Origin of the sequence: Pseudomonas sp. IT-P258 (genome assembly GCF_949767825.1) — a bacterium.
Classification (GTDB): domain Bacteria; phylum Pseudomonadota; class Gammaproteobacteria; order Pseudomonadales; family Pseudomonadaceae; genus Aquipseudomonas; species Aquipseudomonas monachiensis.
The window spans coordinates 136,780-152,553 of sequence record NZ_CATKPU010000065.1; the positions used below are offsets into that span (position 1 = coordinate 136,780).

General features: G+C 61.9%; 14 protein-coding genes. All 14 read left to right on the top strand.

The features are described from left to right. Positions 1-200 precede the first annotated feature (200 nt). From mraZ to ftsA, 14 genes are read left to right on the top strand one after another with little or no spacing between them, the layout of a single operon-like run. The gene (mraZ, locus tag ACM6G4_RS21335; protein WP_007917012.1) at positions 201-656 is read left to right on the top strand and encodes a division/cell wall cluster transcriptional repressor MraZ; all 456 of its coding nucleotides are present in this window, start codon (positions 201-203) and stop codon (positions 654-656) included. Further along, a complete protein-coding gene (rsmH, locus tag ACM6G4_RS21340) occupies positions 653-1,600 on the top strand; it encodes a 16S rRNA (cytosine(1402)-N(4))-methyltransferase RsmH (protein ID WP_056726226.1) in 948 nt (315 codons plus the stop codon). The genes mraZ and rsmH overlap by 4 nt, the downstream gene beginning before the upstream one ends. After that, positions 1,597-1,890 (top strand): cell division protein FtsL, encoded by a 294-nt coding sequence (ftsL, locus tag ACM6G4_RS21345; RefSeq protein WP_007998257.1) that lies wholly within the window; start codon positions 1,597-1,599, stop codon positions 1,888-1,890. The genes rsmH and ftsL overlap by 4 nt, the downstream gene beginning before the upstream one ends. Continuing rightward, on the top strand, positions 1,890-3,629 hold the full coding sequence (locus tag ACM6G4_RS21350; RefSeq protein WP_173900782.1) for a peptidoglycan D,D-transpeptidase FtsI family protein: 1,740 nt from the start codon (positions 1,890-1,892) through the stop codon (positions 3,627-3,629). The genes ftsL and ACM6G4_RS21350 overlap by 1 nt, the downstream gene beginning before the upstream one ends. Then, the gene (locus ACM6G4_RS21355) at positions 3,629-5,092 is read left to right on the top strand and encodes a UDP-N-acetylmuramoyl-L-alanyl-D-glutamate--2,6-diaminopimelate ligase (protein WP_056726223.1); all 1,464 of its coding nucleotides are present in this window, start codon (positions 3,629-3,631) and stop codon (positions 5,090-5,092) included. Before ACM6G4_RS21350 ends, ACM6G4_RS21355 begins: the two co-directional genes overlap by 1 nt. After that, entirely contained in the window at positions 5,085-6,452 is a 1,368-nt protein-coding gene (locus ACM6G4_RS21360) for a UDP-N-acetylmuramoyl-tripeptide--D-alanyl-D-alanine ligase (RefSeq protein ID WP_056726222.1), read from the top strand. Before ACM6G4_RS21355 ends, ACM6G4_RS21360 begins: the two co-directional genes overlap by 8 nt. After that, a complete protein-coding gene (gene mraY, locus ACM6G4_RS21365) occupies positions 6,452-7,534 on the top strand; it encodes a phospho-N-acetylmuramoyl-pentapeptide-transferase (RefSeq protein ID WP_008045924.1) in 1,083 nt (360 codons plus the stop codon). Before ACM6G4_RS21360 ends, mraY begins: the two co-directional genes overlap by 1 nt. Before the next feature lie 6 nt (positions 7,535-7,540). Further along, the gene (gene murD / locus ACM6G4_RS21370; protein ID WP_414914570.1) at positions 7,541-8,887 is read left to right on the top strand and encodes a UDP-N-acetylmuramoyl-L-alanine--D-glutamate ligase; all 1,347 of its coding nucleotides are present in this window, start codon (positions 7,541-7,543) and stop codon (positions 8,885-8,887) included. Continuing rightward, positions 8,884-10,101 (top strand): putative lipid II flippase FtsW, encoded by a 1,218-nt coding sequence (gene ftsW, locus ACM6G4_RS21375; protein ID WP_056726220.1) that lies wholly within the window; start codon positions 8,884-8,886, stop codon positions 10,099-10,101. Before murD ends, ftsW begins: the two co-directional genes overlap by 4 nt. Next, positions 10,091-11,161 carry an undecaprenyldiphospho-muramoylpentapeptide beta-N-acetylglucosaminyltransferase gene (gene murG, locus ACM6G4_RS21380; protein WP_056726219.1) on the top strand — a complete coding sequence of 357 codons (1,071 nt, stop codon included), beginning with the start codon at positions 10,091-10,093 and terminating at the stop codon, positions 11,159-11,161. Before ftsW ends, murG begins: the two co-directional genes overlap by 11 nt. Beyond that, positions 11,154-12,614 (top strand): UDP-N-acetylmuramate--L-alanine ligase, encoded by a 1,461-nt coding sequence (gene murC / locus ACM6G4_RS21385; RefSeq protein ID WP_056726218.1) that lies wholly within the window; start codon positions 11,154-11,156, stop codon positions 12,612-12,614. Before murG ends, murC begins: the two co-directional genes overlap by 8 nt. Continuing rightward, positions 12,611-13,594 carry a D-alanine--D-alanine ligase gene (locus ACM6G4_RS21390; protein ID WP_056726217.1) on the top strand — a complete coding sequence of 328 codons (984 nt, stop codon included), beginning with the start codon at positions 12,611-12,613 and terminating at the stop codon, positions 13,592-13,594. The genes murC and ACM6G4_RS21390 overlap by 4 nt, the downstream gene beginning before the upstream one ends. Before the next feature lie 4 nt (positions 13,595-13,598). Then, positions 13,599-14,468, top strand: a complete 870-nt coding sequence (locus ACM6G4_RS21395; protein ID WP_056726216.1) for a cell division protein FtsQ/DivIB — start codon at positions 13,599-13,601, stop codon at positions 14,466-14,468. A 15-nt stretch (positions 14,469-14,483) separates the two neighbouring features. Beyond that, the gene (gene ftsA, locus ACM6G4_RS21400) at positions 14,484-15,743 is read left to right on the top strand and encodes a cell division protein FtsA (protein ID WP_007972611.1); all 1,260 of its coding nucleotides are present in this window, start codon (positions 14,484-14,486) and stop codon (positions 15,741-15,743) included. Positions 15,744-15,774: the final 31 nt, after the last annotated feature.

The window sequence follows — 15,774 nt, forward strand, 5'->3', positions numbered from 1 at the left end:
CAAGTTATTGGTCAGTTTCATCTGCCGGATTCTCGTTACCTCTCCGTTAATGCTCCTAAATCTCAGTTCTGTAAGGGTTTTCCTTTACTCCGCGCCTTGACGGTGTGGTGGGCGCATTCCTATAGTGTGCGCAAGTGGCGGAAAGTGGCATGAAGTGGGTTTTTTGAACTCAAAACGCTAGAATTTGGAGAAACGCTGACGTGTTTCGCGGAGCCAACGCTATCAGTCTCGATGCAAAGGGCCGTCTCGCTATGCCGAGCCGGTACCGTGACGAGCTCGATTCGCGTAGCTCCGGTCAATTGATCGTGACAATTGATGCCGTTGATCCTTGTTTGTGTGTTTACCCCCTCGATGAGTGGGAAATTATTGAAACCAAACTGCGCGCATTGCCTTCGCTTCGCGAAGAGAACCGTCGCCTGCAACGTTTACTGATTGGTAATGCCGTCGACCTCGAGCTCGATGGCAGTGGTCGTTTTCTGGTTCCACCGCGTCTTCGTGAATATGCCAAGTTGGATAAGCGCGCGATGTTGGTAGGCCAACTGAACAAGTTCCAATTGTGGGACGAGGATGCCTGGAACGCGGTTTCTGCCGCTGACCTGGCTGCCATTCAACAACCGGGCGCGATGCCTGATGAACTGCGTGATTTGATCCTGTGACTATTGATAGCGGCTTTAACCACATCACCGTACTGCTTGACGAAGCCGTCGAGGCTCTCGCCGTACGTCCTGATGGCTGCTATCTGGACGGTACGTTCGGGCGCGGCGGACACAGCCGGTTGATCCTCAGCCAGCTCGGACCCGATGGTCGGTTGCTCGGATTCGATAAAGATCCACAAGCGATTGCCACCGGGCAAGCGCTAGCGGCCGAAGACGGCCGCTTTGTCGTTGTGCAGCGCAGCTTTGCCGAGCTCGGTTCGGAAGTCGCCGAACGCGGTCTGGCCGGCAAGGTCAGCGGCGTGCTGCTGGATCTGGGGGTGTCTTCGCCACAGCTCGATGATCCTGAACGCGGCTTCAGCTTCCTCAATGACGGCCCGCTGGACATGCGCATGGATCCGTCCCGTGGCATCAGCGCCGCCGAATTCGTCAACACCGCGCCCGTGGAGGAAATCGCCCGGGTGTTCAAGGAATACGGCGAAGAGCGTTTCTCCGGTCGCATGGCCCGTGCCGTGGCCGAGCGCCGCGACATCAGGCCATTCGAGCGTACCGGTGACCTGGCAGAAGTCCTGAAGGTCGCCAACCCGGCGTGGGAAAAGGGCAAGAACCCTGCAACCCGCGCGTTCCAGGGATTGCGTATTCACGTCAACAACGAACTGGGTGATCTGGAAACCGGCCTCGAAGCCGCTCTGGAATGCCTGGAAGTGGGTGGTCGCCTGGTGGTGATCAGCTTCCACTCCCTTGAAGACCGTATCGTCAAACTGTTCATGCGCAAGCTGGTCAAAGGCGAAGCCGACAACCTGCCGCGTAACCTGCCGGTTCGGCATGTCGCCTTCGAACCGAAAATCAAAGTCCATGGCAAAGCGCAGACGGCCTCCGACGCCGAACTCAAAGCCAACCCACGTTCCCGTAGCGCTGTCATGCGTGTGGCGGAGAAGCTGCGGTGAGCAAGCTTTTCGCCAAGCCATTGCCCGGCGGAAGCTTCTTCATGCTGCTGCTGTTTGTCGGCGTGCTCGTGTCGGCCATCGGCGTGTCCTACAGCGCGCACTGGAACCGTCAGCTATTGAATTCGCTGTACAACGAACTGAGCGTGCGCGACAAGGCGCAGGCGGAGTGGGGCCGGTTGATTCTGGAGCAGAGCACCTGGACCGCCCACAGCCGTATCGAAGTGCTGGCCACCGAACAATTGAAAATGCACATCCCCGGTGCCGCTGACGTGAAGATGGTGGCGCCATGATGAAACTCGAAGGTGCACTCTTTCCTTGGCGGTTCCGCGTGGTGCTGGGTTTGCTAGGGATAATGGTGGCCGCGATTGCCTGGCGCATCATCGATTTGCAAGTGGTCGACCGTGCCTTCCTTAAAGGTCAGGGCGATGCCCGCAGTGTTCGTCATATTCCGATTCCGGCTCACCGTGGTCTGATCACCGACCGTAACGGCGAGCCATTGGCCGTGAGTACTCCTGTCACCACCCTTTGGGCCAATGCCAAGGAGATGCAAACGGCCAAAGAGAAGTGGCCAGCATTGGCCGCTGCGCTGGGGCAAGACCCTAAAGCCTTGGCCGAGCGCCTTGAAGCGCAAGCCAATAAAGAATTCATTTACCTGGTGCGCGGGCTGACGCCTGAGCAGGGCCAGGCCGTGCTCGATCTGAAAGTGCCAGGCGTCTATGGCATCGAAGAGTTCCGCCGTTTCTATCCGGCCGGTGAAGTGACCGCGCATATGGTCGGTTTTACCGACATCGATGACCATGGAAAGGAAGGTATCGAACTGGCCTATGACGAATGGCTGGCCGGGGTGCCGGGTAAACGACAAGTCATCAAGGACCGGCGCGGCCGGTTGATCAAGGATGTCCAGGTCACCAAAAACGCCAAGGCCGGAAAGCCCTTGGCGTTGTCCATTGACCTGCGCCTGCAATACCTGGCCAACCGCGAGTTGCGTAACGCGATCATCGAGAACGGCGCCAAGGCCGGCAGCCTGGTGATCATGGACGTGAAGACCGGCGAGATTCTCGCGATGGTCAACCAGCCGACCTACAACCCGAACAATCGCCGCAACCTGCAGCCGGCGATGATGCGTAACCGCGCCATGATCGACGTGTTCGAGCCAGGCTCGACCATGAAAGCGATCTCGATGAGCGCTGCCATCGAAACCGGCCGCTGGAAGCCGAGCGACACCGTCGAGGTGTATCCGGGCTCCCTGCAGATTGGCAAGTACACCATCAAGGACGTATCCAAGACCGAAGGCCCGGTGCTCGACCTGACCGGCATTCTGATCAATTCCAGTAACGTCGGCATGAGCAAGGTCGCGTTCGATATCGGCGGCGAAACCATTTTCCGTCTGGCGCAGAAAGTCGGGCTCGGCCAGGACACCGGCCTGGGCTTCCCGGGTGAGCGTGTCGGCAACCTGCCGAACTACCGCGAGTGGCGTAAGGCCGAGACCGCGACGCTGTCCTATGGCTACGGTGTTTCCGTGACAGCGATCCAGCTGGTCCATGCCTTCTCGGCCCTGGCCAACAATGGTCGCCTCGCACCGCTGACCCTGATCAAGACCGACAAGGCGCCGCAAACCACCCAGGTGTTGCCGGAGGCGGTCGCGAAAACCATGCAAGGCATGCTGCAACAAGTGATCGAAGCCCCGCGCGGTGTGTTCCGTGCGCAGGTACCGGCGTATCACGTGGGCGGCAAGTCGGGTACTGCACGCAAAACCTCGGTCGGCACCAAGGGTTACGCCGAGAACTCCTACCGTTCGCTGTTCGCCGGCTTCGGCCCGATGAGCGATCCGCGTTACGCCATAGTGGTCGTAATCGACGAGCCGACCAAGGCCGGTTACTTCGGTGGCCTGGTTTCCGCGCCGGTGTTCAGTCGCGTGATGTCGGGCACCCTGCGCCTGATGAACATCACGCCGGACAACCTGCCACCAACTCAACAAGCGAACGCAACACCGGTCGTTCCGCTGAAAGCCAATGGAGGGCGCGGCTGATGTCTCTGAGCCTGAACAAGATTTTCCCTCATGCCGGCCACGATTTGCTGATTCGCGAACTCGCCCTGGACAGCCGCAATGTGCGCGCGGGCGATCTGTTCCTCGCCGTGCCAGGCGGGAAGTTCGATGGGCGCGCGCATATTGCCGACGCCTTGCAGCGCGGTGCAGCCGCGGTGGCCTATGAAGTAGAAGGCGCCACGGTCCTGCCGATCACTGAAGTGCCACTGATTCCGGTCAAAGGTCTGGCGGCTCAGCTGTCGGACATCGCCGGGCGCTTTTATGGCGAGCCGAGCCATCACCTGAACCTGGTGGGCGTGACCGGCACCAACGGCAAGACCAGCGTGACGCAATTGGTTGCCCAGGCGCTGGATCTGCTCGGTCAGCACTGCGGCCTGGTCGGCACGCTCGGTTCGGGTTTCTACGGCGCGCTGGAAAGCGGCCTGCACACCACGCCAAACCCGATTGCTGTGCAAGCGACCCTGGCGGACCTGAAAAAGGCCGGCGCCAAAGCCGTGGCGATGGAGGTTTCTTCCCATGGCCTGGACCAGGGCCGTGTGACTGCACTGGCGTTCGATGTGGCTGTGATGACCAACTTGTCTCGCGATCACCTGGATTATCACGGCACCATGCAGGCTTATGGCGAAGCCAAGGCCCGGCTATTTGACTGGAATGACTTGAAATGCCGCGTGGTCAACCTCGACGACGAGTTCGGCCGGCAACTGGCCGCCGACAAGCGCGAGTCGCGGGTGATCACCTACAGCCTGGAAGATTCCAGTGCCTACCTGTATTGCCGTCAGGCGCAATTCGACGACGAAGGCGTGCGCGCCACGCTGGTCACGCCACAGGGCGAGCACCACTTGCGCAGCACCTTGCTCGGTCGCTTCAACCTGAGCAATGTCCTGGCCGCGGTCGGTGCGTTGCTCGGTCTGGATTACGCCCTGGACGAAATCCTCACGGTCCTGCCGAAGCTTGAAGGCCCTGCCGGTCGCATGCAGCGTCTGGGCGGTGGCTCGCAGCCGCTGGTGGTGGTCGATTACGCCCACACTCCGGATGCCCTGGAAAAAGTATTGCTGGCCCTGCGTCCACACGCCAAGGGCCGGTTGCTGTGCCTGTTCGGCTGTGGCGGCGACCGCGATCGCGGCAAGCGTCCGTTGATGGCCGAAGTGGTTGAGCGCCTGGCCGATGGCGTGCTGGTGACCGATGACAATCCGCGCACTGAAGATCCATCGGTGATTTTCGATGACATCCGCGCCGGTTTCACGGCTGCGGATAAAGTGGAGTTCGTTGCCGGTCGTGGTCAGGCGATTGCCCGGCTGATCGCCAGTGCCTCGGCGGATGACGTGATTGTCCTGGCCGGTAAAGGTCACGAGGACTATCAGGAAATCAACGGCGAGCGTCATGCCTTTTCCGATCTGGTCGAGGCCGATCACGCCTTGACCGCGTGGGAGGTGGCCCATGCTTAAGGCCTTGAAGCTGAGTGAACTGACCGCTGCGCTGAATGCTCGCCTGGTGTCCGCCGATGCCAGCTTCGACGGCGTCAGCATTGACAGCCGCGCGATCAAGCCGGGCCAACTGTTTATTGCCCTGACCGGTCCGCGTTTTGACGGTCATGACTATCTCAATGATGTCGCCGCCAAGGGCGCCGTGGCTGCGCTGGTCGAACGTGAAGTGGCCGACAGCACGCTGCCGCAGTTGCTGGTCAGCGACACCCGCCAGGCGTTGGGTCAATTGGGTGCGCTGAATCGCGCCGCCTACACCCATCCGGTCGCGGCCGTCACCGGTTCCAGCGGCAAGACCACGGTCAAGGAGATGCTTGCGAGCATCCTGCGCACGCGCGGCGCGGTGCTGGCCACGCGTGGCAACCTGAACAACGACCTCGGCGTACCGCTTACCTTGCTCGAACTGGCGCCGGAGCACACCGCTGCCGTGATCGAGTTGGGTGCTTCGCGCCTGGGCGAAATTGCCTACACCGTCGGCCTGACCAGGCCGCACGTGGCCATTCTCAACAATGCCGGGACCGCCCACGTCGGCGAGTTCGGCGGTCCGGAAAAAATCGTCGAAGCCAAGGGCGAGATTATCGAAGGGCTGGATGCCGATGGCGTCGCCGTTCTCAATCTCGACGACAAGGCATTCGGGATCTGGAAGGCCCGCGCCGGCGACCGCAAAGTGCTGACGTTTGCGTTGAGCAACTCCAGCGCCGATTTCCATGCCAGTGACCTGGCCACCGATGCTCGTGGCTGCCCGGCATTCAACCTGCACAGCCCTGAAGGTGTGGAGCGCGTGCAACTGAACCTGCTTGGCACCCATAACGTCGCCAATGCCATGGCTGCCGCCGCTGCTGCTCATGCCTTGGGCGTGTCGCTGTTCGGTATCGCCACCGGCCTTGGTGCGGTGCAACCGGTCAAGGGCCGCACCGTCGCGCAACTGGCCAGCAATGGCATGCGCGTGATCGATGACACTTATAACGCCAACCCCACCTCCATGTGCGCTGCCGTTGATATACTGGCCGGCTTTTCCGGTCGCACCGTCCTGGTGCTCGGGGATATCGGCGAGTTGGGCGAATGGGCGGAGCAGGGGCACCGCGACGTGGGCGAGTACGCCCGTGGCAAGGTTTCTGCGCTGTACGCCGTTGGGCCAATGATGGCTCACGCCGTGAACGCATTCGGTCCACAGGCTTTTCACTTCAGCACGCAGGCTGAACTGATCAAGGCCCTGGGCGCCGAGCAAGATACAAACACCACCATTTTGATCAAGGGGTCGCGCAGCGCTGCGATGGAAAACGTCGTTGCCGCCTTGTGCGGGTCCAGTCTGGAGAAACATTAATGCTGCTGCTGCTAGCGGAGTATCTGCAACAGTTCTACAAAGGCTTCGCGGTCTTCCAGTACCTGACCCTGCGCGGGATTCTCGGTGTACTGACCGCGCTGGTCTTGTCGCTGTGCTATGGCCCATGGATGATCCGCACGTTGCAGAACCGTCAGATCGGTCAATCCGTTCGCAACGACGGCCCGCAGTCGCACCTGTCCAAGTCGGGTACACCGACCATGGGCGGCGCGCTGATTCTGTCGTCCATCGGTGTCAGCACCCTGCTGTGGGCTGACCTGAGCAACCGCTATGTCTGGGTCGTGTTGCTGGTGACCCTGCTGTTCGGCGCCATCGGCTGGGTCGACGACTACCGCAAGGTCATCGAGAAGAACTCCCGTGGCTTGCCGAGCCGCTGGAAATATTTCTGGCAATCGGTGTTCGGTCTGGGGGCAGCGGTCTTCCTTTATATGACTGCCGCCACGCCAGTGGAAACCACCCTGATCCTGCCGATGCTCAAGGACTACAGCATTCCGCTGGGCGCCGGTTTCATCGTGCTGACCTACTTTGTGATCGTCGGTTCGAGCAACGCGGTCAACCTGACCGACGGCCTCGACGGCCTGGCGATCATGCCGACCGTGATGGTCGGTGGTGGCCTGGGCATTTTCTGCTACCTGTCGGGTAACGTGAAATTCGCCGAATACCTGCTGATTCCTTACGTACCGGGCGCCGGTGAGTTGATCGTGTTCTGTGGCGCACTGATCGGAGCGGGCCTGGGCTTCCTCTGGTTCAACACCTATCCGGCACAAGTCTTCATGGGGGACGTCGGCGCACTGGCGTTGGGCGCGGCCCTGGGCACCATCGCGGTGATCGTCCGTCAGGAAATCGTCCTCTTCATCATGGGCGGTGTGTTCGTGATGGAAACCCTGTCAGTCGTCATTCAGGTCGCCTCTTTTAAACTGACCGGTCGCCGCGTATTCCGCATGGCGCCCATTCACCACCACTTTGAACTCAAGGGTTGGCCCGAGCCGCGCGTGATCGTCCGTTTCTGGATCATCACCGTGATTCTCGTGCTGGTCGGCCTTGCCACCCTGAAGCTGAGGTAGAAACACGTGTCTCTGATCGCTTCTGACCACTTCCGCATCGTTGTCGGCCTCGGCAAGAGCGGCATGTCCCTGGTTCGCTTCCTGGCGAACCGGGGCGTGGCGTTTGCCGTGGCCGATACGCGGGAAAATCCACCGGAACTGGCCACGCTCAAGCGTGACTATCCCCACGTGGAAGTGCGTTGTGGCGAGCTGGACGTCGAATTCCTGTGCCGTGCCGACGAGCTCTACGTGAGCCCCGGCCTGGCGCTGGCGACCCCGGCCCTGCAGGCTGCCGCCGCCCGTGGCGTGAAGTTGTCCGGCGACATCGAGCTGTTCGCGCGTAACGCGAAGGCGCCGATCGTGGCCATCAGCGGTTCCAACGCGAAAAGCACCGTCACCACGCTGGTCGGCGAGATGGCGGCTGCGGCCGGCAAACGTGTTGCCGTCGGTGGCAATCTCGGTATCCCGGCGTTGGATTTGCTTAGCGACGACATCGAGTTGTACGTGATGGAGCTGTCGAGTTTCCAGCTGGAAACCACCGATCAGCTCAACGCCGAAGTGGCGACCGTGCTCAACGTCAGCGAAGACCACATGGACCGTTACAGCGGTCTGCCGGCCTACCACCTGGCCAAGCACCGGATCTTCCGGGGTGCCAGGCAGTTCGTGGTCAATCGCCAGGACGCTTTGAGTCGTCCGTTGATGGGCGAGGGCCAGCCGTGCTGGACCTTCGGCCTGAGCAAACCCGATTTCAAAGCCTTCGGCATCCGTGAAGAAGAGGGCGAGAAATACCTGGCCTTCGAATTCCAGAACCTGATGCCGGTGCGCGAATTGAAGATTCGCGGCGTCCACAACCAGTCCAACGCCCTTGCCGCCCTGGCCCTGGGTCATGCGGTCGGTCTGCCGTTCGACGCCATGCTCTCGGCCCTGCGCACCTTCGCCGGTCTCGAGCACCGCTGCCAGTGGGTCCGTGACCTCGACGGCGTGGGCTACTACAACGATTCCAAGGCCACCAACGTCGGTGCCGCGCTGGCGGCCATCGAAGGCCTGGGCGCGGACATTGACGGCAAGGTCGTGCTGATCGCCGGTGGCGACGGCAAGGGTGCCGAGTTCAAGGATCTGCGCGATCCGGTGGCGGCCAACTGCCGTGCCGTGGTCCTGATGGGCCGTGACTCCGACAAGATCGGCGAAGCCATCGGCGATGCCGTACCGCTGATCCGCGCCGGCACCCTGATCGAAGCTATCGAGCAATGCCGCGCCGCAGCCCAGCCGGGCGATGTGGTGTTGCTGTCGCCAGCCTGCGCCAGTTTCGACATGTTCAAGAACTACGAAGACCGTGGCCACCAGTTCGTCCAAGCCGTGGAGGATCTGGCATGAGCCTCAAAGGCATCATCAAGCCGTATCCATCGCCGCTCATCACCGGGCGCGGTATCGACCTCGACTTCCCGATGCTCGCCGGTTGCCTGACGCTGCTCGGCCTGGGGCTGATCATGATCGCCTCGGCATCGACCGAAGTGGCGGCCGTGCAGTCGGGCAGCGCCCTGTACTACATGATCCGCCACCTTATTTACGTGGTGCTGGGCCTGGGTGCCTGCATCGTCACCATGATGATCCCGATTGCCACCTGGCAACGCCTGGGCTGGCTGATGCTGCTGGGGGCGTTCGGCTTGCTGGTGATGGTGATCATTCCGGGGATCGGCCGTGAGGTTAACGGCTCGATGCGCTGGATCGGCTTCAGTTTCTTCAACGTCCAGCCTTCCGAGATCGCCAAGGTGTTCGTGGTGATCTACCTCGCCGGTTATCTGGTGCGTCGCCAGAAAGAAGTGCGCGAAAGCTGGATGGGCTTCTTCAAGCCGTTCATCGTGCTGCTGCCGATGGCGGGCCTGCTGCTGATGGAACCGGACTTCGGTGCCACCGTCGTGATGATGGGTGCTGCGGCGGCGATGCTGTTCCTCGGCGGGGTCGGGCTGTTCCGTTTTTCCCTGATGGTGGTCCTGGCCGTCGGCGCGGTGGTGCTGTTGATTCAAATGCAGCCCTATCGAATGGCGCGCCTGACCAACTTTGCCGACCCGTGGGCCGACCAGTTCGGCGCCGGCTATCAGCTGTCCCAGGCCTTGATCGCTTTCGGTCGCGGCGAATGGCTGGGCGTCGGCCTGGGCAACAGCGTGCAGAAGCAGTTCTACCTGCCCGAAGCCCACACTGACTTCGTGTTCTCGGTCCTGGCCGAAGAGCTGGGTGCAGTGGGGTCGTTGTGCACCGTGGCACTGTTCGTCTTCGTGTGTATTCGTGGCATGTACATCGGTTTGTGGGCTGAAAAGGCCAAGCAGTTTTTTGCAGCTTATGTGGCATACGGCCTGTCGTTCCTGTGGATCGGCCAGTTCCTGATCAACATCGGCGTGAATGTCGGTCTGCTGCCGACCAAAGGTTTGACCCTGCCGTTCCTCAGTTATGGCGGTAGTTCGTTGGTGATCTGCTGTGCCTGTCTCGGCTTGTTGCTGCGCATCGAGTGGGAAAGTCGAACCCACTTGGGCAGTGAAGAGATGGAGTTCCATGAGAGCGACTTCGCCGAGGAGCCGAACCATGGGCGCTAACGTCATGATCATGGCTGGCGGCACCGGTGGGCACGTGTTCCCGGCGCTGGCCTGTGCCCGCGAATTCCAGGCGCGCGGCTATACCGTGCACTGGCTCGGCACCCCGCGTGGGATCGAGAACGATCTGGTGCCGGCGGCCGGTATCGAACTGCATCGGATCAATGCCAGCGGTCTGCGGGGCAAGGGCAAATTGTCCCTGCTCAAGGCACCGTTCATGTTGCTCAAATCAGTCTGGCAGGCGCGGGCGATCATTCGCCGTCTGCAACCGGTCTGTGTCGTGGGTTTTGGTGGCTTTGTGACCGGTCCTGGCGGCGTCGCGGCAAAACTGGCCGGTGTGCCGGTGATCGTTCACGAACAGAACGCCGTGGCCGGTACCGCCAATCGGTTGCTGGTGCCGTTGGCCGCCCGAGTCTGTGAAGCGTTCCCCGACACCTTTACCCTGTCGGACAGCCGCCGGACCACCGGTAATCCGGTGCGCACCGAGCTGTTCCTCGAAACATCGCGACCTGCCCTGGCCGGTCGCAAGGCGCGTTTGCTGATCCTGGGCGGAAGCCTGGGCGCAGAACCGTTGAACAAATTGCTGCCTGAAGCCCTGTCGCAAGTCGCTGCCGACTTGCGTCCGGAAGTGTTCCATCAGGCCGGCAAAAACCACGATGAAGTGACTGCAGAGCGCTATCGCGCGGCTGGCGTCGAGGCGCAGGTGCAGCCCTTCATCAAAGACATGGCCCAAGCCTACAGCTGGGCCGACCTGGTGGTATGTCGCGCAGGCGCGCTGACCATCAGTGAACTGGCCGCCGCCGGTCTGCCCTCGATGCTGGTGCCTTTGCCTCACGCCATCGACGATCACCAGACCCGCAACGCCGAATATTTGGCCCGTGAAGGCGCAGCCTTCCTGATGCCACAAAGAACGACCGGCGCAGCGGATCTTGCCGCTCGCCTGACAGAGGTCCTGATGCAACCACAACGACTCAACGAAATGGCCGCCGCGGCACGCCGCCTGGCCAAACCCGATGCCACCCGTAACGTGGTCGATAGCTGCCTGGAGGTGGCCCATGGTTGAGAGTCAGAAAGCCATGCCGCAACCGGAAATGCGCCGCATCCGCCGCATCCACTTCGTCGGTATCGGCGGTGTGGGCATGTGCGGGATTGCCGAGGTGCTGCTGAACCTGGGTTATGCCGTGTCCGGCTCTGACCTGAAGGCATCGCCGGTGACCGAGCGTCTGGAGTCCTTCGGTGCGCAGATCTTCATCGGCCACCGCGCCGAGAACGCCGCGGCCGCTGACGTGCTGGTGGTGTCGAGCGCCGTGAACACGTCCAACCCGGAAGTCGCTACCGCGCTGGAACGCCGTATCCCGGTGGTGCCGCGTGCGGAAATGCTGGCCGAACTGATGCGCTATCGCCACGGCATCGCAGTGGCCGGTACCCACGGTAAAACCACCACCACCAGCCTGATCGCTTCGGTGTTCGCCGCCGGTGGCCTGGACCCGACATTCGTGATCGGTGGACGCCTGAACGCCGCGGGCACCAATGCCCAGCTCGGCACCAGCCGCTACCTGATTGCCGAAGCCGACGAAAGCGACGCCAGCTTCCTGCACCTGCAGCCGCTGGTGGCCGTGGTCACCAACATCGACGCCGACCACATGGCGACCTACGACGGTGACTTCAACAAACTGAAGAAAACCTTCGTCGAATTCCTCCACAACCTGCCGTTCTACGGTCTGGCGGTGGTGTGCCTGGACGATCCGGTGGTGCGTGAAATCCTCCCGCAGGTCAAACGCCCGACGGTCACCTATGGTTTCGGCGAAGACTGTGACGTGCGCGCCATCAACGTGCGCCAGCAAGGCATGCAGACCTTCTTCACCGTGCTGCGCCCTGACCGCGAGCCGCTGGATGTTTCGGTCAACATGCCGGGCAACCACAACGTATTGAACGCACTGGCGACCATCTGCATCGCCACCGACGAAGGCGTCAGCGATGAAGCCATCGTCCAGGGCCTGTCCGGGTTCCAGGGTGTCGGCCGCCGCTTCCAGGTCTACGGCGAACTGCCGGTGGAGGGCGGCAATGTGATGCTGGTCGATGACTACGGTCACCACCCGACGGAAGTCGCGGCCGTGATCAAGGCCGTACGCGGTGGCTGGCCGGAGCGCCGCCTGGTGATGGTCTACCAGCCGCACCGTTACAGCCGCACCCGTGACTTGTACGACGATTTCGTCAATGTACTGGCCGACGCCAACGTCCTGCTGCTGATGGAAGTCTATCCGGCCGGCGAAGAGCCGATTCCGGGGGCCGACAGCCGCAAGCTGTGCAACAGCATCCGTCAGCGTGGCCAGCTTGACCCGATCTACATCGAGCGTGGTGTCGACCTCGCGCCAGTGGTCAAGCCACTGTTGCGTGCCGGCGACATCCTGCTGTGCCAGGGCGCCGGCGATATCGGCGGTCTCGCACCAAAACTGTTGAAAAGTGAGTTGTTCGCCGGTGCCGTTGCCGCGCCGGAGAAGGGGAAGTTGAAATGAGTGCTGCCTACGCCAACCTGGTCTCCACGATCGCGCCGAAAGACTTCGGCCGCGTCGCTGTGCTGTTCGGCGGCAAGAGCGCCGAGCGCGAAGTGTCCCTGAAATCCGGCAACGCTGTTCTGGACGCACTGCAAACCGCCGGTGTGGACGCGTTCGGCCTCGACGTGGGCGATGACCTGCTGCAGCGTCTGCAGAGCGAAAAGATCGACCGCGCCTTCATCATCCTCCACGGTCGTGGCGGTGAAGACGGCAGCATGCAGGGCCTGCTCGAATGCCTGGGCATTCCGTACACCGGCAGCGGCATCCTGGCGTCGGCCCTGGCCATGGACAAGCTGCGCACCAAGCAGGTTTGGCACAGCCTGGGCATTCCGACCCCTCGTCACGCGGTCCTTTGCAGCGAGGCCGATTGTATTTCGGCGGCGACGGAACTGGGCTTCCCTTTGATCGTCAAACCGGCCCATGAAGGTTCAAGTATCGGGATGGCCAAAGTGAGTTCCGCGTCCGAATTGATCGACGCATGGAAAGCGGCCAGTACCTACGATTCGCAAGTGTTGGTCGAGCAATGGATTCACGGTCCGGAGTTCACCATCGCCACCCTGCGTGACCAGGTGTTGCCACCGATTGCCCTGGGCACGACGCACAGCTTCTACGACTACGACGCCAAATACATCGCCAACGATACCCAGTACCGCATTCCGTGCGGTCTGGACAGTGCCAAGGAAAAGGAACTCATGGACCTCACGGCGAAAGCCTGTGAAGCGCTGGGTATCGCCGGTTGGGGCAGGGCAGACGTGATGCAGGACGCCGACGGGCAGTTCTGGTTCCTGGAAGTCAACACCGCACCGGGCATGACCGATCACAGCCTGGTGCCGATGGCGGCCCGTGCCGCCGGTCTGGATTTCCAGCAACTGGTCCTGGCCATTCTGGCCGAGAGCGTTGTCGGCAAGACTGCCGGTAACCAAGAGTCAATGAGAGGTTAAGGCCATGCAAGGCGCTCAGCTCAGACATCAGCCCACCGTACCGACCGGCCGCAAGCCGGTACCGCGGGGTGCCAGCCGAATGGTGGCCAAAGAGCCGATGTCCGCGCGCCTGCCGAAAGCCAACTTCGGTTTTCTCAAAGCGTTGTTCTGGCCGGTACTGCTGGTGGCCTTGGGGTTCGGTACTTACGAAGGCGCGACACGGCTGTTGCCGTATGCCGACCGACCGATCACCAAGGTCAACGTGCAGGGCGACTTGAGTTACATCAGCCAGCAAGCGGTGCAGCAACGGATCGCCCCTTACGTGGCGTCGAGCTTCTTCACCATCGACCTGGCGAGCATGCGCACCGAACTTGAAACGATGCCATGGATTGCCCACGCCGAAGTGCGCAGGGTATGGCCGGATCAAGTGGTGATCCGCCTGGAAGAACAACTGCCGGTGGCCCGTTGGGGCGACGAGTCGCTGTTGAACAACCAGGGCCAGGCCTTCACGCCGCGCGAGTTGGCGAACTATGAACACCTGCCACAGCTGTTCGGCCCACTGCGGGCCCAGCAGCAGGTAATGCAGCAATACCAGGTGCTGAGCCAGATGCTCAGGCCGCTGGGCTTCTCGATTGCACGCCTGGAACTGCGTGATCGCGGCAGCTGGTTCCTGACCACCGGCCCCGGCAGCGCGGGTCCCGGGATCGAACTGCTGCTGGGACGTGGCAACCAGGTGGAAAAGATGCGCCGTTTCATCGCCATCTATGACAAGACGCTTAAAGAACAGATTACGAACATTGCGCGCATCGATCTGCGCTACGCCAACGGCCTCGCTGTTGGCTGGCGGGAACCTGTAGCGCCCACGGCAGCCCAACCCGCTGTCGCGAAGAATTAAGAAGAGGCAGGACCCATGGCAAACGTGCAAAGCGGCAAAATGATCGTCGGTCTCGATATCGGCACCTCCAAGGTGGTGGCGCTGGTGGGCGAGGTCGCGGACGACGGCACGCTGGAAATCGTCGGGATCGGTACCCATCCGTCCCGTGGCCTGAAAAAAGGCGTGGTGGTGAACATCGAGTCCACCGTGCAATCGATCCAGCGCGCCATCGAAGAAGCGCAGCTGATGGCTGGTTGCCGCATCCACTCGGCGTTCGTCGGCGTGGCCGGCAATCACATCCGCAGCCTGAACTCCCACGGCATCGTGGCGATTCGTGATCGCGAAGTCAGCTCGGCCGACCTTGAGCGCGTGCTCGACGCTGCCCAGGCCGTGGCGATCCCGGCTGACCAGCGCGTGCTGCACACCCTGCCGCAGGATTACGTGATCGATAACCAGGAAGGCGTCCGCGAGCCTCTGGGCATGTCCGGCGTACGTCTGGAAGCCAAGGTCCACGTGGTCACCTGCGCCGTCAACGCCGCACAGAACATTGAAAAATGCGTGCGTCGCTGCGGTCTGGAAATCGACGACATCATTCTCGAACAGCTGGCTTCGGCCTATTCGGTACTGACCGATGACGAGAAAGAGCTGGGCGTGTGCCTGGTGGACATCGGTGGCGGCACCACCGACATCGCGATCTTCACCGAAGGCGCGATCCGTCACACCGCGGTGATCCCTATTGCCGGCGACCAGGTGACCAACGACATCGCCATGGCGTTGCGCACTCCGACCCAGTACGCCGAAGAAATCAAGATCCGCTACGCCTGCGCCCTGGCCAAGCTGGCCGGTGCCGGTGAGACCATCAAGGTGCCAAGCGTCGGCGACCGTCCGCCGCGCGAACTGTCCCGCCAGGCCCTGGCCGAAGTGGTCGAGCCACGCTACGACGAACTGTTCACGCTGATCCAGGCCGAACTGCGCCGCAGCGGCTACGAAGACCTGATCCCGGCCGGCATCGTGCTGACCGGCGGTACCGCGAAGATGGAAGGCGCCACTGAACTGGCCGAGGAAATCTTCCACATGCCGGTGCGCCTGGGCGTGCCTCACGGCGTCAAAGGTCTGGATGACGTGGTGCGCAACCCGATCTATTCCACCGGCGTCGGCCTGTTGATGTATGGCCTGCAGAAGCAGTCCGACGGCATCTCGTTCTCGGGCATCGGCAGCCGCGACAGCTACAGCAACGAAGAGCCGCAGGCTCCGCTGCTGGACCGCCTGAAGAAGTGGGTCCAGGGCAATTTCTGAAGATTTACCGCAATACCGTTACACCGAAGCA

Excerpts from the sequence above, each read along its gene's own strand:
- ftsA (WP_007972611.1), top strand. The coding sequence starts at position 14,484 with ATGGCAAACGTGCAAAGCGGCAAAATGATCGTCGGTCTCGATATCGGC.
- ACM6G4_RS21360 (WP_056726222.1), top strand. The coding sequence starts at position 5,085 with ATGCTTAAGGCCTTGAAGCTGAGTGAACTGACCGCTGCGCTGAATGCT.
- ACM6G4_RS21350 (WP_173900782.1), top strand. The coding sequence starts at position 1,890 with ATGAAACTCGAAGGTGCACTCTTTCCTTGGCGGTTCCGCGTGGTGCTG.
- mraY (WP_008045924.1), top strand. The coding sequence starts at position 6,452 with ATGCTGCTGCTGCTAGCGGAGTATCTGCAACAGTTCTACAAAGGCTTC.
- murG (WP_056726219.1), top strand. The coding sequence starts at position 10,091 with ATGGGCGCTAACGTCATGATCATGGCTGGCGGCACCGGTGGGCACGTG.
- ACM6G4_RS21355 (WP_056726223.1), top strand. The coding sequence starts at position 3,629 with ATGTCTCTGAGCCTGAACAAGATTTTCCCTCATGCCGGCCACGATTTG.
- ACM6G4_RS21395 (WP_056726216.1), top strand. The coding sequence starts at position 13,599 with ATGCAAGGCGCTCAGCTCAGACATCAGCCCACCGTACCGACCGGCCGC.
- murC (WP_056726218.1), top strand. The coding sequence starts at position 11,154 with ATGGTTGAGAGTCAGAAAGCCATGCCGCAACCGGAAATGCGCCGCATC.
- ftsW (WP_056726220.1), top strand. The coding sequence starts at position 8,884 with ATGAGCCTCAAAGGCATCATCAAGCCGTATCCATCGCCGCTCATCACC.
- ACM6G4_RS21390 (WP_056726217.1), top strand. The coding sequence starts at position 12,611 with ATGAGTGCTGCCTACGCCAACCTGGTCTCCACGATCGCGCCGAAAGAC.